Raw genomic sequence first — 21,541 nt, 5'->3', positions numbered from 1 at the left:
GAGACATGACCACACTCCACGACCGGCCGCACACCGCGCTGCTCGTCGTCGACGTGCAGAACGGCGTCGTCGCGGGGACGCACCGGCGTGACGAGGTCGTCGGCACCGTGGGTGCACTGGTGCGGCGGGCCCGACACGAGGGGGTGCCGGTCGTCTGGGTGCAGCACTCCGACGCCGACCTCGTCCGGGGCAGCGACGACTGGCGGATCGTCCGTGAGCTGGCCCCCGGCGAGGCCGAGCCGCTGGTCGAGAAGCACTACGGCGACTCCTTCGAGGACACTGCGCTGGAGTCGGTGCTGGCCGGGCTGGGTGTCGGGCGACTCGTGGTGGCCGGTGCGCAGACCGACGCGTGTGTCCGGTCGACGCTGCACGGCGCGTTCGTCCGAGGCTACGACACCGTGCTGGTCGGCGACGCCCACACCACGCAGGACCGGACGGCGTGGGGTGCTCCACCGCCCGAGCAGGTCGTCGCGCACACCAACCTCTACTGGGCCCACCAGACGGCGCCGGGACGCACCGCCGGCACGGTCGAGGCGGAGGACGTCGACTTCGCCGCCCCGGCCTGACCTCCGCCGCCCCGGTCGGGGGCGGTCACCGCAGTGGGTCGTGGCCCCAGTTCATCAGCGACCAGCGCCACCTGGTGTCCCGGATGTCACCGGCGGGCCGCTGCGCCAGGTGCCGGTGCACGTACCCGATCACCGTGCGCATGTGCTGGTAGTCGGCAGCCGACAGTTCGGCCCGCTTGCGGCGGAGCAGGTCGACGATCCGCCGCCCGGACGAGTGGCCGACCGACTCGCCGCCGCCGGCACGTCCACCCTTGTGCCAGCCGACGTGCTTGGACTCAGCCGTCTGTAACCAGGAGGACAGCTCGCCGGGCCGCATGTTCACCGCCTCGGTGAACTCGCGGTAGGTCTGCTGCGGATCGTCGGCCCGGCTCATCGCGCACCGCCTCCAGTCGGCGGGCGACGTCGGGTGCCGTCATGGCGGATGCGGAACCTCTGCTCGGCCATGTCCGCCGCGTACCCGGGGGCGGTCCACCGAAACGACCGGTGCGGACCCGGTGCTACGTGACACCCCGGTGATCGGCAGGTGTCCGGTGGTGCCGCTCAGCCCGGCCCCGACGGCCCGGGTGACAAGGAGTCGGTCGGGAGCGGGGCGGGCAGCCGCCACCGGTCAGCTGGCGGTCGGCTTCTCGGTGACGAAGATGGCGGTGCCGGGGAAGAGCCGTCCGCGCAGCGGGCTCCACTGCCCCCAGGTCTCCCGGTGTCCGGCCGGCCACTCGGGCTCCACCAGGTCCAGCAGGCGGAAGCCGGCGTCGACCAGTTCGCGGATCCGGTCGCCGAGGGTCCGGTGCTGCTCGACGTAGCTGGCCACCCCCCGCTCGTCCTGCTCCACGTAGGGCGAGCGGTCGAAGTACGAGTGCACGGCGGTCAGGCCACCCTCGCCGGGGTCGTCCAGGAAGACCCAGCGCATCGGGTGGGTCACCGAGAAGACCCAGCGCCCCCCGGGGCGTAGCACCCGGTGCACCTCGGCCATCAGGGCGGCGGAGTCGTCGACGAACGGGATCGCGCCGAAGGCCGTGCAGGCGATGTCGAAGGACGCCCCGGCGAACGGCAGGGCCAGGGCGTCGGCCTGCACCAGCGGGACGCGTACCCCGGTGGTGCCGGCGGCGCGGGCGGCGTGCCGCAGCATTCCGGCGGAGAGGTCGAAGGCCACCGGCTCCGCCCCCTGGGTGGCCAGCCAGCGGGCGCAGGACGCCGCGCCGCAGCCGACCTCCAGCACCCGCCGCCCGGCGACCTCGCCGAGCAGCCGCGCGTCGGACTCGCGCAGCCCCTCCGGGCACCAGCGGAAGTCGACCTCGCCCAGGAACGCGCCGTGCTCGGCCTGGTAGTCGTCGGCGTCGGCGTCCCACCAGCCCCGGTTGGCCCATCGTGCCTCGGTGGCGCCCACCCGGCGTCGCAGCACCCGCTCGTCGTCGTCCACCAGCTCGTCGTCGTTCACCAGCTCACGCTAGGCCCTGCGGTGGTCTCGCCCGCCGGACCCCGCCGCGCGCGGCGTGCCGGACCGCCGTACGCTGTCGGTCCCGTGGGGTGGATGTGACGGATGAGACACCGGAGGCGCTTTTTCCCCGAAATCTCCGCTTTCGCAGCTGGCGGGTTCGCGAGGACCCGGGAGGCCTTGCACGCTGTGGTAATGCAGCGGGTAGGCTAGACGATGCGCTCGTGGATCGTGTACCTCGGCAGGGAGCAGGTGCGCGGTCGTCGGAGCACCAATGGTCTTCTCTTGACGATCGTTCGGTGTGCCCGGTGGCGGATCCGCTGGCGCGAACGGGTCACTGCGACACCACGCCTGCTGTGACAACCCATCCGACCGGAGCAACCGCCCACATGACGAGCAGCATCGAGGCCCCCTCGAGCGCCACCCGGGTCACCCACGACGATCTCGGTTCCGAGGAGGCTTTCCTCGCCGCGATCGACGAGACCATCAAGTACTTCAATGACGGCGACATTGTCGAAGGCACCGTCGTCAAGGTCGATCGGGACGAGGTCCTGCTCGACATCGGCTACAAGACCGAGGGTGTCATCCCCTCGCGGGAGTTGTCGATCAAGCACGACGTGGACCCCGCCGAGGTCGTCTCGGTCGGTGACCACATCGAGGCCCTGGTCCTCCAGAAGGAGGACAAGGAGGGGCGTCTGATCCTCTCGAAGAAGCGGGCGCAGTACGAGCGGGCCTGGGGCACGATCGAAAAGATCAAGGACGAGGACGGCGTCGTCCGCGGTTCGGTCATCGAGGTGGTCAAGGGTGGCCTCATCCTCGACATCGGGCTGCGCGGCTTCCTGCCCGCCTCCCTGGTCGAGATGCGGCGGGTGCGTGACCTGCAGCCGTACGTGGGCCGCGAGCTCGAAGCCAAGATCATCGAGCTGGACAAGAACCGCAACAACGTGGTCCTGTCCCGCCGGGCCTGGCTGGAGCAGACGCAGTCCGAGGTGCGCACCGAGTTCCTCAACAAGCTCCAGAAGGGGCAGGTCCGCAAGGGCGTCGTCTCGTCGATCGTCAACTTCGGCGCGTTCGTCGACCTGGGCGGCGTGGACGGCCTGGTGCACGTCTCCGAGCTCTCCTGGAAGCACATCGACCACCCGTCCGAGGTCGTCGAGGTGGGCCAGGAGGTCGAGGTCGAGGTCCTGGACGTCGACCTGGACCGCGAGCGGGTCTCGCTGTCGCTGAAGGCGACCCAGGAGGACCCGTGGCGGCAGTTCGCCCGCACCCACGCGATCCAGCAGATCGTGCCGGGTAAGGTCACCAAGCTGGTCCCGTTCGGCGCCTTCGTCCGGGTGGACGACGGCATCGAGGGCCTGGTCCACATCTCCGAGCTGGCCGAGCGCCACGTGGAGATCCCGGAGCAGGTCGTGCAGGTCGGCTCCGAGGTCATGGTCAAGGTCATCGACATCGACCTGGAGCGCCGCCGGATCTCGCTGTCGCTCAAGCAGGCCAACGAGGGCTTCGTCGAGGGCGAGGAGCACTTCGACCCGACCCTCTACGGCATGGCCGCGACGTACGACACCGAGGGCAACTACATCTACCCGGACGGCTTCGACCCGGAGACGGGCGAGTGGCTCGAGGGGTACGACAAGCAGCGCGAGACCTGGGAGAACCAGTACGCCGAGGCGCGTCAGCGCTGGGAGGCCCACACCAAGCAGGTGCAGACCTCCCGGGCCGCCGACGCCGAGGCCGCTGCCAACCCGGCTCCGCCCGTGGCCGCCGGTGGTGGCACCACCACCTCGACCAGCTCGTCGACCCCGAGCCGGCAGGCCGAGGAGCCGGCGGGCACCCTGGCCACCGACGAGGCGCTCGCCGCGCTGCGGGAGAAGCTCGCCGGCGGCAAGTGACCCAGGAGGCTGCCACCGGGTACCACGTCTGACGTCGTACCCGGGCCCGGGTAGCCGCTGACCAGAAGAGCCCCGCCTCCGGTCCACGTTCAGTGGACCGGAGGCGGGGCTCTTTGGCGTCGGCGTCGGATACGGCTACCCCGCTGACACCGCGTGGCGCTCCGGGTGCGAGGCGGCCCGTCGGCGGCGGTCAGGTGCCGCCGGTGCCCGGGGCGGGCTTCCCGGTGCGGTGCGCCGGCAACACGGGCCTGGTGGCGTGGTGGGAGGTGGGGGCGGGGGTGGTGTGGTGGGGCAGGGGCCGATCCGGTTGACTGGGTCGGTGCTGAGGGTGGGGTTGACCGGTGGTATCGGGTCCGGCAAGAGCGCGGTGGCGACCCGACTGGCCGAGCGGGGCGCGATCATCGTCGACTCCGACCGGATCGCCCGGGAGGTGGTCGCGCCGGGCAGTGCGGGGCTGGCCGAGATCGTGGCCGCCTTCTCCGACCGGGTGCTGACCGCCGATGGCGCACTGGACCGGGCGGCGTTGGGCGCGTTGGTCTTCGCCGACGAGGCTGCCCGCCGTCGGCTGGAGGAGATCACCCATCCCCGGGTACGGGCCCGGTCCGCCGAGCTGTCCGCTGCGGCCCCCGCCGACGCGGTGGTGGTCAACGACGTGCCGCTGCTGGTGGAGGTGGGGCTGGCACCGTCGTACCACCTGGTGGTGGTGGTGCAGACGGCCGTGGCCATCCGGTTGGCGCGGCTGGTGCGGGACCGGGGGATGACCCGGGCGGAGGCCGAGCGGCGGATCGCCGCCCAGGCCGACGACGCCCGCCGCCGGGCGGCGGCCGACGTGGTCCTCGACAACGACGGCGGTCTCGACGAGCTGCACGCCGCCGTGGACGCGCTCTGGCGGGACCGCCTGCTGCCCTACGAGCGCAACGTGCGGGAACACCGGGCGGTCCGGGAGGGGTGGGCGGTGCTGACCGAGCCCGACCCGACCTGGCCGCAGCAGTACGCCCGGCTCGCCGCCCGGATCCGGCACGCGCTCGCCCCGGCCGACCTGCGGATCGACCATGTCGGCTCGACCGCTGTGCCGGGGCTGGCCGGCCGGGACGTCATCGACGTGCAGGTGACCGTCCCGTCGCTGGCCGAGGCGGACGGCGTGTTGGCGCGGCGACTCGCCGACGCCGGATTTCCCAGGGTGCCCGACGTCCGGGGGGACGCACCCCGACCGGCAGCCGGCGACGGCGGGGCGGGCCGGGATGAGCGGCTGCACGGCGGTGCCGACCCGGGGCGGCCGGTACGGGTGCACCTGCGGGTGGCCGGATCCCCCGGCTGGCGACACGCCCTGCTGATGCGGGACCACCTGCGCGCCGATCCCGGTCAACGGGCGGCCCACCTGCTGGTGGAGCGGGAGCTGGCGGCGCCGCCCGATCCGGGGTCCACCGCCACGGGCGACCCGTGGTCCGCGGAGGAGTACCTGCGGGCGGAGGCGTGGGCGACCCGGACCGGCTGGCGTCCCTGACCGCAGCCCTCCTCCCCAGCCGGTGCGGACGGCACCGGGAATCGTGCCGTCCGCCGGATCGCGCACTCGGCAGCGTCGTGCCCGTCTGCCGGGTCAGGGCGTCGGCCGAATCGTGCCGCCGGCAGCGTCGTGGCGTCCGCCGGGTCGTGAGGCCGACGTTGCCGTGCGGTGGGGCGCGACGAGTCCCGCCGGCAGCGGCCCGGGGCTCAGGTCCAGCTGCGCCCACAGACCCCCGGTGGTGCGTAGCTCCAGCCGGTGCGGGAACCCGGTGCGGTCCAGCCAGTAGCGCAGTCGCCGGCCCTGCTGGCGTACCTCGAACACGTCCACCGGCCGGTTGGCCCGTCGGTCGCCCCGGATCCGGACGGCCGTGTCGACGCCCGGCGGGCGCCCGTCGGCCTGTAGCGCCGCGTCGACCAGCATGTCCAGTTCGTCGGCCGGCCGACCGCCGAGCCGCCAGCCGGTCCCGGCCGGCGGCGGCAACGGCGGACCGGGGGCGGCGGTGTCCGGCCCGACCGGTACATCCGCCCGGGCGAAGCCGGTCCGGTCCCGCCGCCGCAGCGTCCGACGGCCGAGGGTGTCCAGCTCGGCGACGGACAGGTAGGAGACATCGGCGGACCAGCTCAACCAGCCGCTGCCGCGCAGGTTGGCGGCGGCCCCGAGGGGGGCCGTCACGGTGACGGCGGCCCCGCTGCCGGCGCGTAGCCGGGTGGCCAGGCGGCCCAGCCGGGCGGCCTCCTCGTCGGTGAGGGCCCGGGGCAGTCCTGGCCGGCCACCGAGCGCGTCGACCGGCCACGGCGTCGGCCGGTCGACCCGGTCCAGCTCGATGGTGACCGGGGTCCCGTCGTCGAGCCGGCCCGCCCAGCGACGCAGCCGGGCGTCCCGGTCCACCCACCAGCGGGGGTCGGTGTCCCTGGCCACCGGTCGACCGGTCGGCCCGGCGGCGGGCCGACCACGGGGCCCGACCGGCGGCAGCGCCGCCTGGAGGACGTCCACCGGGTCGCCGCCGACAGTGTCCCGGCCGAGCCACCGTCCGCCGGTGCGGAGTGGTTCGGCCGGCTCGGCCCGGTCGGCGGCCAGCGCGAACAGGACGGCGAGCGCGCCGTCCAGGCGTCGCCCGGTGGGTCGGTCGCGCAGCCGCCAACGGTCGACGGGAGGCACCAGCGGCGGCCGGGCCGGGGTCACGATCGCCGTGGGGTCGCGACGGTGCACCACCACCGGGCCGGCGGCCTGCACCAGCCCCCGGTCCTGGCCGGCACCCGGACCGCCGACGGCGAGGTAGGCCAGGGGACGCGACCAGTCGACCCAGCCGACCAGGTCGGTACGGCCGGCTGCGGTGCCGACGGCCACCCGTACCCCGGCCCGGACGTCCCGGTAGGCGCTGACCCGGGCGGCTGCCAGCCGCTCGACCTCGTCGCCGGTCAGCGCGCGGGCCGGCGTGGCCGGTGCGGGCGACCAGCTGAGCAGGCCGGCCACCAGGGCGGCGGCGGAGGTGGCCGCGACCGCGCCCAGGACGAGCAGGGTGGCGCTTCGCCGCCCCGGCGTGCGGTCCTCGGGGCCGGCCGGGGCGGTCGTGCCGAGGGCGACCGGTCGGCCGGCGGTTCGGTGTCGCCGGCCGGCACGTCGTCGTCCCGGGCCGGTGCCGGGTGGGTGTCGTGGCCGGTCGGGCGAGGTCTCCACGTGGAGTTGAACGGGCCGGCCGGGGGCGGGGTGACGCCGCCGGGACGGGTGGGGTGGGCGGGCGGTGGCCGGCCGGACGGGCAGGGGCGCTCGCGGCGGCCGGTCTGCGCCAGGGGCGCGACCACGCGGGATGCGCACGCCGGTGATGTCCGGGTGCTGCGACCCCAGGTGCCGGGCGGTGGGAGCCTGTCGAGGCCCGGCCACTGCCGCGGTCGGCCGCCGCGAGCGGCCTACGGTGTCCAGGCTAGCCCTCTGAGATGTGGGCCACAATGGCAATATCGAAGGTGGTCGACTGCTGGCGACGGTCGCGGCACAGTGTCGGACCCGCGGCGTACCGTTGATGTCATGGCGCTCGACATTCCCCGGCTCGACGGTCGCTTCCAGGTCGTCAGTGACTTCCAGCCGGCCGGCGACCAGCCGGCCGCCATTGATGATCTTGAGCGTCGGGTCCGACGTGGCGACCGGAACACCGTGCTGCTCGGCGCCACCGGCACCGGCAAGAGCGCCACCACCGCCTGGCTGGTCGAGCGACTGCAACGGCCGACCCTGGTGCTCGCCCCCAACAAGACGCTCTGCGCCCAGCTGGCCAAGGAGTTCAGCGAGCTGCTCCCGCACAACTCGGTGGAGTATTTCGTCTCCTACTACGACTACTACCAGCCCGAGGCGTACATCCCGCAGACCGACACCTACATCGAGAAGGACTCCTCGATCAACGAGGAGGTCGAGCGGCTGCGACACAAGGCGACCATGTCGCTGCTCACCCGGCGCGACACGATCGTGGTGGCGACCGTCTCGGCCATCTACGGCCTGGGCACCCCCGAGGAATACCTCGACCGGGCCGTCCGGATCGCCGTCGGGCAGGAGCTGGACCGCGACCAGCTGCTACGCCGGCTGGTCGACATCCAGTACACCCGCAACGACATGGCCTTCCAACGCGGCACCTTCCGGGTCCGGGGCGACACCCTGGAGATCATCCCGGCGTACGAGGAGCTGGCGGTCCGCATCGAGCTGTTCGGTGACGAGGTGGAGAAGCTCTACTACCTCAACCCGCTCACCGGTGACGTGGTCAAGGAGGTCGACCACCTGTTGATCTTCCCGGCCACCCACTACGCGGCCGGTCCGGAGCGGATGGAACGGGCCACCCGCGACATCGAGGCCGAGCTGGGGGAGCGGCTGGCCGAGCTGGAACGGCAGGGCAAGCTGTTGGAGGCGCAGCGGCTGCGGATGCGCACCACCTACGACCTGGAGATGATGCGGCAGGTCGGGTTCTGCTCCGGCATCGAGAACTACTCCATGCACATCGACGGCCGACTGCCCGGCAGTCCCCCGCACTGCCTGCTCGACTACTTCCCGGACGACTTCCTCACCGTGGTCGACGAGTCCCACGTCACCATCCCGCAGATCGGCGGCATGTTCGAGGGCGACGCCTCCCGTAAGCGGATGCTGATCGACCACGGTTTCCGGCTGCCCAGCGCCGCCGACAACCGTCCGCTGCGCTTCGACGAGTTCCTGGAGCGGGTCGGTCAACTGGTCTACCTCTCGGCCACCCCGGGCACCTGGGAGATGGAACAGGCCCAGGGCGAGTTCGTCGAACAGGTCATCCGCCCCACCGGCCTGATCGACCCGGAGGTCGTGATCAAGCCGACCAAGGGCCAGATCGACGACCTGATGGACGAGATCAAGCTGCGGACCGAGCGGGACGAGCGGGTGCTCGTCACCACGCTGACGAAGAAGATGGCCGAGGACCTGTCCGACTACCTCCTGGAGAACGGCATCCGGGTGCGTTACCTGCACTCCGAGGTCGACACCCTGCGCCGGGTGGAGCTGCTGCGCGAGCTGCGCAAGGGCGACTACGACGTGCTGGTCGGCATCAACCTGCTCCGGGAGGGGCTCGACCTGCCCGAGGTCTCCCTGGTGGCGATCCTGGACGCCGACAAGGAGGGCTTCCTGCGCAGTGGCCGGTCGCTGATCCAGACCATCGGCCGGGCCGCCCGTAACGTCTCCGGCCAGGTGCACATGTACGCCGACAAGATCACGCCGTCGATGGCGTCGGCGATCGACGAGACCAACCGCCGCCGGGCCAAGCAGATCGCCCACAACGAGGCGCACGGGATCAGCCCCGAGCCGCTGCGCAAGAAGATCCACGACATCCTCGACGACATCTACCGTGAGGCGGAGGACACCGAGAATTCCCGGATCGGCGGGGCCGCACGTCAGCTGTCCCGGGGCAAGGCGCCGGTCAAGGAGACCCGCAGCCGCAGCCGGGCCACGGCCGGCACGCCCTCCCGGGAGGGGATGGCCCGCGCCGACCTGGCGCAGCTGATCCAGGAACTCAACGACCAGATGCTCGCCGCCGCCCGCGAGTTGCAGTTCGAGCTGGCGGCGCGGATCCGCGACGAGGTCGCCGACCTCAAGAAGGAACTGCGCGGGATGGACGCCGCCGGGGTGAAGTGACGGCCGCCCTGGTGCTGGACGAGGTGCGCGTCGGGACACCGGCCGGTGGGCTGCGCCCCCTGGTGGGCAGCTACCTGGGTTACCGGGAGAGCCGGCCGGCGCATCCGGGGGGTGTGCCGGCCGGTACGGCGTCGCCACTGGTGCGGCACGAGGCGGCCGGGGCCTTCGTGGTCCTCATCCTCGGCTGGGGCGCCCCGCTGGACGTGCTGAACCCGCGCTCGGCAGCGCACAGCGCGTACCAGGTGGACTCGTTCGTGGCCGGGCCGTACGACGGCTACTGCACGACCTCGACGGTCGGGGCCGGTGCCGGGGTGCAGTTGCTGCTCACCCCGCTGGCGGCCCGTCGGATCCTCGGAGTGCCGCTGGGGGAGTTGGCCAACCGGGCGGTGGCGGTCGACGGGCTGCCCGATCCGTGGCTCGACCGGTTACGGGTCCGGCTGGCCGAGATGTCGGACTGGCCCCGCCGGTTCGCTCTGCTCGACGCGGCGCTCGGGGCCCGACTGGCGGCCACCGATCCGGTCGAGGAGCACCTGGGCCGGGCCTGGGGTCGACTCGCCGGGTCGGGCGGCCGGATCGGCATCGGCGAGCTGGCCGACGAACTGGGCTGGAGTCGCCGGCACCTGACCGCGCGGTTCCGCCGGGAGTTGGGGCTGGGCCCGAAGACGACCGCCCGGCTGCTGCGCTTCCAACGGGCCTACGCGGCCCTGGGGCGGACGCACGCCATGCCCGCGTCGCCCGTCGGGTCGGATCGTCCCGATCCGACGGACGGCTGGGCCGAGTTGGCGGTGCGCTGGGGCTACTACGACCAGTCGCACCTGATCCGGGAGTTCCGGGAGTTCACCGGGGCGACCCCGACGGCGGTCGGCCGGCCGGGTTCCCATTCGTCCAATCCGGGCTGATCCCCGGACGGCACACTCGACGCATGACCAACATCTACCCGACCTTCCGGTATCCCGACGCCCGGGCGGCGATCGACTGGCTCTGCACGGCGTTCGGGTTCCGGGTCCACGCGGTGCACGACGGCCCGGACGGGACGGTGGCGCACGCCGAGCTGGCCCTCGGTGACGGCATCGTCATGCTCGGCACGGGCCGGGGGCGACCGGATCGGCCGGCCGACGACGACTACGCCGTCTACGTGGCGGTCGACGACCTGGACGCCCACCACGACCGGGCGCGGGCGGCCGGGGCGGAGATCGTCCGGGAACCGTTCGACACCGACTACGGTTCCCGTGACTACGCGGCCCGGGACCTCGCCGGTCACGTCTGGTCGTTCGGCACCTACCGGCCCTGACCGGACGGCCCCGAACGGCAGCCGTAGCGAACGGGGGGCTGCCGTTCGGGGCCGTCTCCGACAGCGGCGTCATCCGAATCGGGCTCAGATTATTGTTGCGGTGAGCAAGCAAAGTGTTGCCCTGGGTGATGATCCTGCGTACCCTCCCTCGTGGGGAGGCCGGGATGCCATTGTCATCGAGTCCTGTCATTCGACGCGCGAGGCTCGGCGCCGAGCTGCGCCAGTTGCGCAGACGGGAGACGCTGACGCTGGAACAGGTCTGTGCCCGGTTGGGCTGGGCCTCCACCTCCAAGTTGTCCCGCATCGAGCTGGGGCAGAGCCGGCCCGACCTGGCCGACGTACTCGATCTGCTGGACGTCTACGAGGTGCCGTCGCCGCAGCGCGAGGCACTGATCGTCATCGCCCGCGACGCGGCGACCGGGCGCGGCTGGTGGAAGGCGCTCGGCGAGATGAGCGAGCGGCAGCGCACCTACGCCGAGCTGGAGGCGGGGGCGGCGTCCATCGTGGAATACCAGCCGACGGTGCTGCCGGGCCTGCTCCAGGCGCCCGGCTACGCCCGGCTGCGGATCACCGCCGGTCGGCTGCTGCACCCGGACGTCGACGTCGAGGCCGACCTGCGGGCCCGGCTCACCCGGCAGGGGGTGTTGCGCCGCCCCGATCCGCCGCAGTACACCGCGTTGCTCGACGAGCGGGCCTGCGATCCGGCGGGTCTGCCCGCCGACGTGTGGCGTGAGCAGTTGGACCAGTTGCTGGCGTTGGCCGAGTTGCCGCACGTGACCATCCGGGTGGTGCCGAGGACGGGGGTCCCGCGTGGTGGCGCGTACCCGTTGACCGCCTTCTCGTGTTACTCGTTCCCCGACCCGGCCGACCCGCGCACGGTGATGCTGGAGGCGCTGACGACCGACGTGCGGCTGGCCTCCGACGCCGATGTCGGTCGCTACGACCGGATGACCGGCTGGCTCTCCGCCGCCGCGCTCAGCGCGGCGGAGACGGTGGAACTACTCGGTCGCAGGGCCGCCGGTCTCGCCGTCGGCCCACCCGCGGTCGCCGTCGGTGCGTCCGGCGGCGGGGGTGCCGCCCACCGTGGGGGAGAGGCGGGCGAAGCGGCCGACGGCCCCGGTACGCGGCCGGCCGGTCCGGGCTCACCCGTAGCGGTTGAAGCCACCCTCGGAGTCGATGACCTGGCCGGTGAGCCAGTCCGCCTCCCGTGAGCAGAGGAAGCGCACCAGCCGGGCCGCCTCCTGCGGGGTGCCCCAGCGCCCGCCCGGGAAGCGCGCGGCCACGGCGGCGTGTGCCTCCGGTGCGGCGTAACCGGTGTCGGTCGGCCCGGGGTTGAGGCAGTTGACGGTGATCCCCCGGGCCATCAGCAGCGGCGCGAGCTGCGTGGTGAGGTTCTCCAGGGCGGCCTTGCTGGCCGCGTAGGCCAACTCGTCGGGCATCGGGCCGAGTCGTTGGCCGCTGGAGAAGAACACCAGCCGGCCGCCGGCCCCGGCGGTGAAGGCGGTGGCGAACGCGTCGGCCAGCAGTAGACAGGCCCGGACGTTGACCAGCAGGTGCCGGTCGACCTGGGTGGCGTCCAGCTCCCCCAGCCGGGTGCTGGTGGAGTAGGCGTGCGCGGCCACCACGGCATCGAGCCGGCCGTGCCGGCGTACCGCCTCGGCGACCAGGGCCGCCGGGGTGCCCGGGTCGAGCAGGTCGGCGGTGACGTGTTCGGCGGAACCGGCCAGATCGGCCAGCAACGCCGGCACGCCGTCGGGGTCACCGCCGTAGGGCTGGGCGTCGTCGAAGTCGGGCAGGCCGGTGAGGAGCAGCCGGTGTCCGTCGGCGGCGAGGGTGCGGGCGACCGCCGCGCCGATGCCGACCCGTCGGCTCACCCCGGTCACCAGGAACACCCGTGCGGTCATGCGGGCCAGTCAACCGGAGCCGGCGCACCGGACGCCACGGATTAACACCACTGCGCCGTAACGGCCGCAACGGTCCACCGGCATAGTGGGGCACCGGCACGGTGGGGCACCGGCACGGTGGGTCGGCGCGCGACCACCGGGCCCGGCACCCCCGAACGTGTCGGGGCCGGTGGGCCGCGCGTGCGCCGCACGATAACCCGGAGGTACGACAGAACCGGCTCGAATCTGATCGACCAAGGTAAATTTCTCTACCCGCCGGGCCGCCCCGAACCGGGACCGCTCGACCGGCCACCCCGAACCGGCCACCCCGAACCGGTCGGCCCGCCGCCGGGTCGACCGCGAAACGACCTGTGGCCCGTGGGGTCGGATGGTGGTACCCGCCGGGCCGACCCGGAACGGCCGGCTCGGCTCAGGCCGGGACGTCGACGAAGTGCTCGACCCGGGGCGGTCCGGCGAAGTGTGGGCCGATCAGCGCCCGCCACCTGTCGAACGCCTCGGTGCCCCGGAAGTTCTCCTCGTGGGCCTGCACCGAGTCCCACTCGACCAGCAGCACGAAGCGGGAGGGGGACTCGATGCCCCGGGTCATCCGGACCGAGCGGCACCCTTCGGTGGCGATGATGATGGCGTGCGCCTCCGCGTAGGCGGCGGCGAAATCGTCCTCGTGTCCGGGCAGTACGTCGATGAGCGCGACCTCAAGCACCATGCTGACAGCCTGCCACGCCCTGCCGAGGCCCCACCGCGGTGGGGCCGAACCCGGCGCGGAGCAGGCGGACCGACTCCGCACCAGCCACACCTAGCCTCCTAGGAAGCCTTGCGGGGTGTGGCGTGGCACCAGCCGACCCGATCGGCCCTCACCTGCGACATCACCCCTCGACGGGCGCTGCGGGCGGTCCGCCGCAGCGGAGCGACCGGCGCGGCGACCGGGTTCGGAACGTGATGCTGCCGGCAATGCATGCCGCAGGAGATGCGCCCGTGGCCCTCGATGGTGAACAATGGCGGCCGAGGAGGGGAGTATTCCCTCGCGACGGAGTCGTCAGCACGGTCGAGCGTCACCCCCGACAATCGACCCGGCTCCGCCGGTCGGCGGCCCGTTCGCGGGTCACCGGCGGAAGAGACCTCCGTCAGTCACCAGTGTGTGCGTCGTCGCCCACCCCGCCGTCACGCGGCGTACGGTGTGCCCGACGCCGCGTGTCTGCCGGAGGAATGGATTGAACGTGTCCGGAATGGTGTGGGCGGGAACTCTCGTCGCACTGACGGCTGTGCTCCTCGTCGACCTCTTCATCATCGGTCGCCGGCCGCACGAGCCCAGCGTCCGCGAGTCGAGCCTCTGGGTCAGCTTCTACGTCGGCCTGGCGCTGCTCTTCGGGGCCGGGCTGTGGGTCACCGCGGGCGGCAACGTGGCCGGCCAGTTCTACACCGGTTGGCTGACCGAGTACAGCCTCTCGGTGGACAACCTCTTCGTCTTCGTGATCATCATGGCCCGCTTCGGGGTGCCCCGGAAATACCAGCAGAAGGTGCTGCTCGTCGGCATCGTGCTGGCCCTGGTCATGCGGGGTGGCTTCATCGCCGCCGGAGCGGCGCTGCTCGCCCAGTTCTCCTGGGTGTTCTACATCTTCGGCGCGTTCCTGATCTACACGGCGATCAACCTGGCCCGCCAGGGTGAGCCGGAGGAGGACGAGTTCAAGGAGAACGTGCTGATCCGGTGGAGCCGCAAGGCGCTGCCGATCTCACGGGACTACGACGGGGCGAAGCTCACCACCCACCAGGCCGGCCGGCGGTTGTTCACCCCGATGCTGGTGGTGATGATCGCGATCGGCACCACCGACCTGATCTTCGCGCTGGACTCGATCCCGGCGATCTTCGGGATCACCCAGGAGCCCTACCTGGTCTTCACCGCGAACGTCTTCGCGCTGATGGGTCTGCGACAGCTCTACTTCCTGGTCGGTGGGCTGCTCGACCGGCTGATCTACCTGAGCTACGGCCTGGCGGTGGTGCTCGGCTTCATCGGCGTCAAACTGGTGCTCGAGGCGCTGGCCGACAACAACCTGCCGTTCCTCAACGGTGGTGAGCCGATCGGCTGGGCCCCGCACATCCCGATCTGGTTGTCGTTGACCGTCATCCTCGGCTGCCTCGCCGTGGCGACGGTGGCGAGCCTGGTCAAGTCGTCCCGGGACCGCCGCCGCGAGCTGGTCGAGGCCCGCCGCTGACCGTCGTGACCACGATGGGCGTCACCGCACGTCGGTGACGCCCATCGCCGGTTCGAACCCCGGGTCAGACCCGGTGCGCGCCGACCAGGGTGGCGACCCGGTCGGGCGGCAGCGGCTCCGCCAGCACCCGCCGCTGCCGGTAGCAGGCGTGCAGCATCCGTGGTCCGCTGCCGTCGGTCACCAGGCCGACGTGGTGGACCCGGCGTCCGGGGCGGGCGAAGAAGTAGAGGTCGCCCGGGAGTTCCTCGCCGGCCGGCACCGGGGTGGTGGCCGCCGCCTGGTCGTCGGCATCGCGGGGCAGCGTCACGCCGAACCGCCGCCAGACCAGGTGGACCAGGCCGGAACAGTCGATCCCGTGCCCGGAGAGCCCACCCCAGACGTACGCGACGTCGCGCAGCCGGGCGGCGACGGTGAGCACCTCGTCGGCCGTCGGCGCGACGGTGGGCAGGTCGGTGACGTCCACCTCGGGCACCCACAGGGGATCGGGTCGACCGGGTGCCCGGACCGGTCGCCACCCGTCGACGGCGGGGCCCACGGGCAGGAGCCGGGTGCCGAGGACGACCCCGGGCAGGGTCACCGGGCCGTCCGGGGTGGCGCGCAGGCCGGTGCTGACGGCGTCGACGACCAACGGACCGGGCGGGTCCGCGTCGGGGGTGGCGGGGGTGAGTTGCGCGGTGGGCAGCCAGCCGGGATAGCCGCGCGGGTCACGTCGGGGGGCGGCCTGTTGCACCGCGACCACCTCGGCCCAGCCGCCGGGGCGCAGCGCGGTCACCAGGACCCGTTCACCGAGCAGCAGTTGGCTGAGCACGCAGTCGCCGACCCGTTGGGTGGCGTCCATCCCGGTGATCCAGCCGTCGGTGTCGGACGGCACCGACAGGGCCGGCCGGTCGACCGGGCGGGTCGCGCCGGGGTCGGTCCAGAGGGTGGCGACGGCCACCTGTACGAGGGCCTCGCAGCCCGGCTCCAACTCCACGTCGACCTCCGGCTCACGTGTCGGTGCCTCACCGGACGATAGGTAAGAAAAATGCGGTCATCAACTCTGGTGGTGAACTTTTGTTTCGGTCACCGAGGTGATCCCGAGCCCCGGGGCGTCCGGCAGCACCACCGTGGCGCCCTCGTACCGCAGCCCCCCGCGCACCGGTGACCGGGCCAGCCACCAGGCGGCGTCCAGGTCGGACACGGCACTGGTCGTGTACGCGGCGGCCAGGCTGGCCGCCGCCCCGACACCGACCTGGCTCTCCATCATGGACCCGACCAGGGTGCCCATGCCGTGCGCGCGGGCCAGTTCCAGCAGGGTCCGCGCCGGTCGCAGCCCACCGCACTTGGCGAGCTTGACGTTGACCAGGTCGGCGGCCCGCCGGCGGATCACCTCGACCAGGTCCCGCACCCCGAACACCGCCTCGTCGGCCAGGATCGGCACGCCCACCCGGTCGCCGACCCAGGCCATGCCGTCCAGGTCCCACCGGGCGACCGGCTGCTCGACCAGCTCCACGTCGAGCCCGGCGTCCTCGACGCCCCGGATCACCCGGACCGCCTCGCGCGGCGTCCAGCCCTGGTTGGCGTCCAACCGGATCCGCACCCCCGGGCCGACGGCCGCCCGGACCGCGCGGACCCGTGCCAGGTCGCCGGCCGCATCCGTGCCGACCTTCAGCTTGAGCACGTCGAAGCCCTCGCCCTGCCGTTGCCGGGCCGCCCTGGCCAGTTCCGCGCCGTCCCCGGCCGCCAGCGTGACGTCCGTCGGCACCCGCAGCGCCGTGCCGCCGAGCAACCGCACCAGTGGTACGCCGAGCCGCCGTGCCGCCAGGTCGTGCAGGGCCACGTCCAGCGCGCAGCGGGCCGCCTCGTTGCCGGCCACCGTCGCCGCCATCTCGGCGCAGCGGGCCAGCACGTCGTCGGCGTCCCGGCCGACCACCGCCGGGGCGAGCACGTCCCGCACGCACGCCTCCGCGCCGGCCACCGAAGCCCCGGTGACCTGCCACACCTGCGGTGCCTCCCCGTAACCGGACCGACCGTCGTCGTCGGTCACCTCCACCACCAGGGTCCGCACCGTGGTGGTCCGGCGCAGCGCGGTGACGAACGGGGTGTGCAGCGGCGCGGACAGCCGGTGGGTGCGTACCGCGGCGATCGTCATGTGCGGCACCCTATACGCACCATGTCGCCGGAAGGGGAGGCCGATGAGCGTACGGGACTGGGAGCTGGTGGGCGCACCGAACGCCCGTGACCTGGGCGGACTACCCACCACGGACGGGCGGCGGGTACGCGTGGGCCGGCTGATCCGGACCCCGGCGCTGGGGCGGTTGACCGAGGCCGACCTGACGGTGCTGGGCCGGCTCGCCCCGGCCTGCGTGGTGGACCTGCGCGACGACTCGGAGACCGCGCTCGCCCCGCCGAACCGGCTGGTCGGTGACCCCCGTCTGGTCCGGTTGCCGGTGCTCGACCCGACGCACCCCGGGTTCACCTACCTCTCGGCGGTGCTGCACGGTCACGACCTCGCCGGGTACGACGAGCTGGCCCGGCGGGGTGCGGCGGCGGCGATGGCGGAGGTCTACCGCTGGTTCGTCAGCGCCGTGGTGGCCCGGGAGGGCTTCGCCCACGCGGTACGGTTGGCGGCCGATCCGGCCCACCTGCCGTTGCTGTTCCACTGCTCGGCCGGCAAGGACCGCACCGGGTGGCTGGCGGTGGTGCTGCTCACCGCACTCGGCGTCGACGAGGCGACGGTGCGGGCCGACTACCTGCGGCACAACGACCTGACGGTGGAGTCGCGGGCGACCATGTCGGCGGCGATGCTGCGTCGCCGGCCGGAGCTGGACCCGGAGACGGCGCAGGCGGTGCTGGAGGTCCGCCCCGAGTACCTGGACGCGGGCTACGACGAGGTGCGCCGGGTGTTCGGGTCGTTCGACGCGTACCTGGTGGACGGGTTGGGGGTGACCACCGAGGTCCGCGCCGCCCTGCGGGCGCACCTGCTGGAGTGACACCGGGCTGGCCCGGGCCCAGCCGGGCCGGTCAGCCGATCGTGGCGGGCCGGGCCGTTGCGGGTCAGCCGGCCAGGTCGTGTCGGGCCGCCCAGGCCGTTGCCGAGATCTCCGCGACCAGTCGGCAGGCGTCGTCGAGGTCGTCGTCGGGGGAGGCGGCCAGGTCGGTGGTGGTGCAGACGGCGATCACGTACGCCGGGGCGTCGTCGGGCAGGACCACGCCGGCACCGTGCCGTACCCCGCGTACCCAGCCGTTCTTGTGGGCGATCCGGGTGCCGTCGGGCAGCCCGGCGGCGAGATCCTCCCGGTGCCGCTGGGCCAGCAGCACGTCCAGCATGGCGGCGCAGGCGGCCGGGGAGGCCAGCGGTCCGGGGTGTTCGGCACCGGTGGCCAGCCCGCCGAGCAGCGCCGCCAGGTCGGCCGGGGTGACCAGGTTGGTGATGCCGGCCTCCCGGGCGGCGGCGTCCTCGATGCCCCGACCGGTGACACTGTGCCGGGCCCCGGCGAGCTGCCACGCCTGGGCGACGGCGGGCAGCCCGACCCGGTCGATGATCAGGTTGGTGGCGAGGTTGCTGGACCGGGTGATCATCCGGTCGGCCAGCCAACGCGGGGTGGCCTGCCCGCCCAGCCGCTCCCAGACCGCGTCGTCGTTGTCGTAGTGCCGGGCGCAGGAGAACCGGGGCGCCCCCGGCTGGGCCGAGTCGAACTCGTCGACCACCGGCACCGGGACGTCCAGGTCGAGGGTGCCCGCCTCGGCGGCCCGGTGCAGCGCCAGCAGCACCGCGACCTTCATGGTGCTGGCCGCGTAGTGGGTGGCGTCGGGGGTACGGGTCCAGGTGGCCGGCGCGTCGAGCCGACCCACGTACGCCGAAACGGTGCCGGGCACCCGGTCCAGCCGGGCGTCGAGGTCATCCCAGGTCATGCCGTGACGGTAACGGACCGCCTGCGGGCACGGGGGCCGCCGAAGCGAGGCGACCGGTGGGCACGGCCCCCGTCGTCCGGGCGGCCCGACGGTCGAGCCCGCCCACCCCGTCCGCCTTACTCCCGGGCGGCCCGACGGTCGAGCCCGCCCTACCCGCGCCATCCCGCCGCCGTACTCCGGGCGGCCGGTTCGGCCCCGGTCTCCCGTCCCGTCGGTCGGCTCCCGGTCGGGCAGGACGGAGCCCCGGGCCGCGCGTGGCGGACCGGGGCTCCGGGGTGGTGCGGGGTGGTGCGGGGTGCTGTGGGGTGGTTCAGCCGGCGTGCTTGCGGCGGGCGGCCATCCGACCCCGCTGGGTCTGGTCCAGCACCACCTTGCGGATCCGGACGGCGACCGGGGTCACCTCGACGCACTCGTCCTCGCGGCAGAACTCCAGCGCCTGCTCCAGGGAGAGCTTGCGCGGGGGGATCAGCTTCTCGGTCTCGTCGGACGTCGAGGCCCGCATGTTGGTGAGCTTCTTCTCCTTGGTGATGTTGACGTCCATGTCGTCGGAGCGGGAGTTCTCCCCGACGATCATGCCCTCGTACACCTCGGTGGTCGGCTCGACGAAGAGCTGGCCGCGCTCCTGGAGGTTGATCATCGCGAACGGGGTGACGACGCCCGTCCGGTCGGCCACCAGCGACCCGTTGTTGCGGGTGCGCAGCTCACCGAACCACGGCTCGTACGACTCGAAGACGTGGTGCAGGATGCCGGTGCCCCGAGTGTCGGTGAGGAACTCGGTGCGGAAGCCGATCAGGCCCCGCGCCGGCACCAGCCACTCCATCCGGATCCAGCCGGTGCCGTGGTTGACCAGCTGCTCCATCCGGCCCTTGCGGGTGGCCAGGAGTTGGGTGATCGCGCCCAGGTACTCCTCCGGCGCGTCGATGGTCAACCGCTCGACCGGCTCGCAGGTCTTGCCGTCGATCTCCTTGGTGACCACCTGCGGCTTGCCGACGGTCAGCTCGTAGGACTCCCGGCGCATCTGCTCGACCAGGATCGCCAGGGCCAGCTCGCCACGGCCCTGCACCTCCCAGGCGTCCGGCCGCTCGGTGGGCAGGATCCGCAGCGACACGTTGCCGACCAGCTCCTTGTCGAGCCGGTCCTTGACCATCCGGGCGGTGACCTTGGCGCCCTTGACCCGCCCGACCAGCGGCGAGGTGTTGGTGCCGATGGTCATCGAGATGGCCGGCTCGTCCACGGTGATCAGCGGCAGCGGGATCGGGTTCTCCGCGTCGGCCAGGGTCTCACCGATCATGATCTCGGGGATGCCGGCGACGGCGATGATGTCGCCCGGCCCGGCCGAGTCGGCGGGCTTACGCTCCATGCCCTCGGTCATCAGCATCTCGGAGATGCGGACCCGTTGGGTGTTGCCGTCGGTACGGCACCAGGCCACCGTCTGGCCCTTGCTGATGGTGCCCTGACGCACCCGGCACAGCGCCAACCGACCGAGGAACGGCGAGGCGTCCAGGTTGGTGACGTGCGCCTGCAACGGGGCACCCTCGTCGTAGGAGGGCGGCGGGATGGTGTCGAGCAGGGTCCGGAACAGCGGCTCCAGGCTGGTGCTGTCGCCGGGCACCGAGCCGTCGGCGGGCTGGGTCAGCGAGGCGATGCCGTCGCGGGCGCAGGCGTAGACGATCGGGAAGTCGATCTGCTCCTCGTCGGCGTCCAGGTCGAGGAAGAGCTCGTAGGTGTCGTCCACGACCTCCTTGATCCGGGCGTCGGGCCGGTCCACCTTGTTGATCACCAGGATGATCGGCATCCGGGCCTTGAGCGCCTTGCGGAGCACGAACCGGGTCTGCGGCAGCGGGCCCTCACTGGCGTCGACCAGCAGCACCACCCCGTCGACCATGGTCAGGCCCCGCTCGACCTCACCGCCGAAGTCGGCGTGGCCGGGGGTGTCGATGATGTTGATGGTGACCGGGTCGGAGCCGTCCGCCGGCAGGTAGCGCACGCCGGTGTTCTTGGCCAGGATGGTGATGCCCTTTTCCCGTTCGAGATCCATCGAGTCCATGACGCGCTCGGTGTTCTCACCACGGGCCCCATAGGCGCCGGCCTGCCGCAACATGGCGTCGACCAGGGTCGTTTTGCCGTGGTCGACGTGGGCGATGATGGCGACATTGCGGAGGTCGGTGCGAAGCTGCATACCCTCCATACTCCTGTCTGCGGTTGCCGGGTCAGGTGTCGGGGTCACCCCCGACGCCGCCCGGAACTCGGCCGGAACTGCTGTTGCGGCCGTGCCAGCTGCGGGTCTGCCGCTCCCACCGGCATCCCGCCGGCCCCGGTGGGCCGGTCGGGCACCCGGTCGCGACGGTCACGGCGGACGAGGCCACAGTGATCGTCGGTGTCGGTGCCGGGGGGAGTCGACCCTGCTGGTCGGTCTCCTAGCGTACGCGGGCCCGGGAAGGCCCGTCTCGGCACTGCTCCCGCTGACCGGGCCGGCCGTGACCGGCACCACATCCCCGCACCTGCGCCCACCCGTCGCGCCGGCCGTGTTCGTCGCCCGTCGCCCGCGTTCGCCCACCCCCGCCGCTCGTGCCCGCGTCTGCTGTCCGCCGCGCCCCGGCCCGCCCGCGCCCGCCGCCCGTGTTCGCCCTCGAACAAGGTTGTAGTGGTGTTCGAAGCTGCGGAGGCAACTACAACCAGGATCGAGCGCGATCTTGCTCGCGCGCGCCCGGAGCGGGGACGGG

17 protein-coding genes and 1 pseudogene are annotated in these 21,541 nt (G+C 72.8%); 9 read left to right on the top strand and 9 right to left on the bottom strand.

From position 1 onward, the window contains the following. Positions 1-5 precede the first annotated feature (5 nt). Entirely contained in the window at positions 6-566 is a 561-nt protein-coding gene (locus AB0K25_RS04395; RefSeq protein WP_357536894.1) for an isochorismatase family protein, read from the top strand. Between the two features lie 25 nt (positions 567-591). Here AB0K25_RS04395 and AB0K25_RS04390 read toward each other — a convergent pair whose 3' ends face one another. Both AB0K25_RS04390 and AB0K25_RS04385 read right to left on the bottom strand, forming a co-directional pair. Then, positions 592-939 carry a DUF3140 domain-containing protein gene (locus AB0K25_RS04390; protein ID WP_208569232.1) on the bottom strand — a complete coding sequence of 116 codons (348 nt, stop codon included), beginning with the start codon at positions 937-939 and terminating at the stop codon, positions 592-594. Positions 940-1,173: 234 nt separating this feature from the next. Further along, the gene (locus AB0K25_RS04385; RefSeq protein WP_219470211.1) at positions 1,174-1,983 is read right to left on the bottom strand and encodes a class I SAM-dependent methyltransferase; all 810 of its coding nucleotides are present in this window, start codon (positions 1,981-1,983) and stop codon (positions 1,174-1,176) included. Positions 1,984-2,387: 404 nt separating this feature from the next. Here AB0K25_RS04385 and rpsA point away from each other — a divergent pair, with 404 nt between their 5' ends. Then, entirely contained in the window at positions 2,388-3,887 is a 1,500-nt protein-coding gene (gene rpsA, locus AB0K25_RS04380) for a 30S ribosomal protein S1 (RefSeq protein ID WP_208569231.1), read from the top strand. A gap of 319 nt (positions 3,888-4,206) precedes the next feature. Next, positions 4,207-5,391 (top strand): dephospho-CoA kinase, encoded by a 1,185-nt coding sequence (coaE, locus tag AB0K25_RS04375; RefSeq protein ID WP_219463785.1) that lies wholly within the window; start codon positions 4,207-4,209, stop codon positions 5,389-5,391. Positions 5,392-5,484: 93 nt separating this feature from the next. On the opposite strand, the gene AB0K25_RS04370 is transcribed toward coaE, so the two are convergent. Then, positions 5,485-7,068: a hypothetical protein gene (locus AB0K25_RS04370; protein ID WP_357536891.1), complete on the bottom strand. Its 1,584-nt coding sequence runs from the start codon at positions 7,066-7,068 to the stop codon at positions 5,485-5,487. Between the two features lie 345 nt (positions 7,069-7,413). On the opposite strand from AB0K25_RS04370, the gene uvrB reads away from it, so the two are divergent. From uvrB to AB0K25_RS04350, 4 genes and pseudogenes are all read left to right on the top strand, one after another. After that, the gene (gene uvrB, locus AB0K25_RS04365) at positions 7,414-9,522 is read left to right on the top strand and encodes an excinuclease ABC subunit UvrB (RefSeq protein ID WP_208569228.1); all 2,109 of its coding nucleotides are present in this window, start codon (positions 7,414-7,416) and stop codon (positions 9,520-9,522) included. Further along, positions 9,519-10,421 (top strand): helix-turn-helix domain-containing protein, encoded by a 903-nt coding sequence (locus AB0K25_RS04360; protein ID WP_363818394.1) that lies wholly within the window; start codon positions 9,519-9,521, stop codon positions 10,419-10,421. The genes uvrB and AB0K25_RS04360 overlap by 4 nt, the downstream gene beginning before the upstream one ends. A gap of 23 nt (positions 10,422-10,444) precedes the next feature. Next, entirely contained in the window at positions 10,445-10,813 is a 369-nt protein-coding gene (locus tag AB0K25_RS04355; protein ID WP_219463782.1) for a VOC family protein, read from the top strand. A 164-nt stretch (positions 10,814-10,977) separates the two neighbouring features. Beyond that, positions 10,978-11,823, top strand: a pseudogene (locus AB0K25_RS04350) (helix-turn-helix transcriptional regulator); the annotation flags it as partial. A 132-nt stretch (positions 11,824-11,955) separates the two neighbouring features. On the opposite strand, the gene AB0K25_RS04345 reads toward AB0K25_RS04350, so the two are convergent. Both AB0K25_RS04345 and AB0K25_RS04340 read right to left on the bottom strand, forming a co-directional pair. After that, positions 11,956-12,717 (bottom strand): SDR family oxidoreductase, encoded by a 762-nt coding sequence (locus AB0K25_RS04345; RefSeq protein ID WP_363818391.1) that lies wholly within the window; start codon positions 12,715-12,717, stop codon positions 11,956-11,958. Positions 12,718-13,126: 409 nt separating this feature from the next. Continuing rightward, positions 13,127-13,420, bottom strand: a complete 294-nt coding sequence (locus AB0K25_RS04340) for an antibiotic biosynthesis monooxygenase (protein ID WP_208569225.1) — start codon at positions 13,418-13,420, stop codon at positions 13,127-13,129. Between the two features lie 505 nt (positions 13,421-13,925). On the opposite strand from AB0K25_RS04340, the gene AB0K25_RS04335 reads away from it, so the two are divergent. Then, positions 13,926-14,924 (top strand): TerC family protein, encoded by a 999-nt coding sequence (locus AB0K25_RS04335; protein WP_219463777.1) that lies wholly within the window; start codon positions 13,926-13,928, stop codon positions 14,922-14,924. Positions 14,925-14,988: 64 nt separating this feature from the next. Here AB0K25_RS04335 and AB0K25_RS04330 read toward each other — a convergent pair whose 3' ends face one another. Next, complete coding sequence (locus AB0K25_RS04330) at positions 14,989-15,897, bottom strand: C40 family peptidase (protein WP_219463775.1); 909 nt, start codon at positions 15,895-15,897, stop codon at positions 14,989-14,991. Between the two features lie 60 nt (positions 15,898-15,957). Beyond that, positions 15,958-17,055 carry a dipeptide epimerase gene (locus tag AB0K25_RS04325; protein WP_363818386.1) on the bottom strand — a complete coding sequence of 366 codons (1,098 nt, stop codon included), beginning with the start codon at positions 17,053-17,055 and terminating at the stop codon, positions 15,958-15,960. A gap of 43 nt (positions 17,056-17,098) precedes the next feature. Between AB0K25_RS04325 and AB0K25_RS04320 the strand changes: the two genes are divergently transcribed. Continuing rightward, a complete protein-coding gene (locus AB0K25_RS04320) occupies positions 17,099-17,896 on the top strand; it encodes a tyrosine-protein phosphatase (RefSeq protein ID WP_363818383.1) in 798 nt (265 codons plus the stop codon). A gap of 64 nt (positions 17,897-17,960) precedes the next feature. On the opposite strand, the gene AB0K25_RS04315 is transcribed toward AB0K25_RS04320, so the two are convergent. Both AB0K25_RS04315 and typA read right to left on the bottom strand, forming a co-directional pair. Further along, positions 17,961-18,818, bottom strand: coding sequence for a serine hydrolase (locus AB0K25_RS04315; protein WP_357013867.1), 858 nt, complete (start codon positions 18,816-18,818; stop codon positions 17,961-17,963). A gap of 310 nt (positions 18,819-19,128) precedes the next feature. After that, positions 19,129-20,997: a translational GTPase TypA gene (typA, locus tag AB0K25_RS04310; RefSeq protein ID WP_357013864.1), complete on the bottom strand. Its 1,869-nt coding sequence runs from the start codon at positions 20,995-20,997 to the stop codon at positions 19,129-19,131. Positions 20,998-21,541: the final 544 nt, after the last annotated feature.

The sequence above is a fragment of the Micromonospora sp. NPDC049257 genome (genome assembly GCF_040678915.1).
In the GTDB taxonomy this organism is placed as follows: domain Bacteria; phylum Actinomycetota; class Actinomycetes; order Mycobacteriales; family Micromonosporaceae; genus Micromonospora; species Micromonospora antibiotica.
Note: the sequence above shows the minus strand (reverse complement) of the source record. Positions and strands in the feature narration are given on the sequence as shown.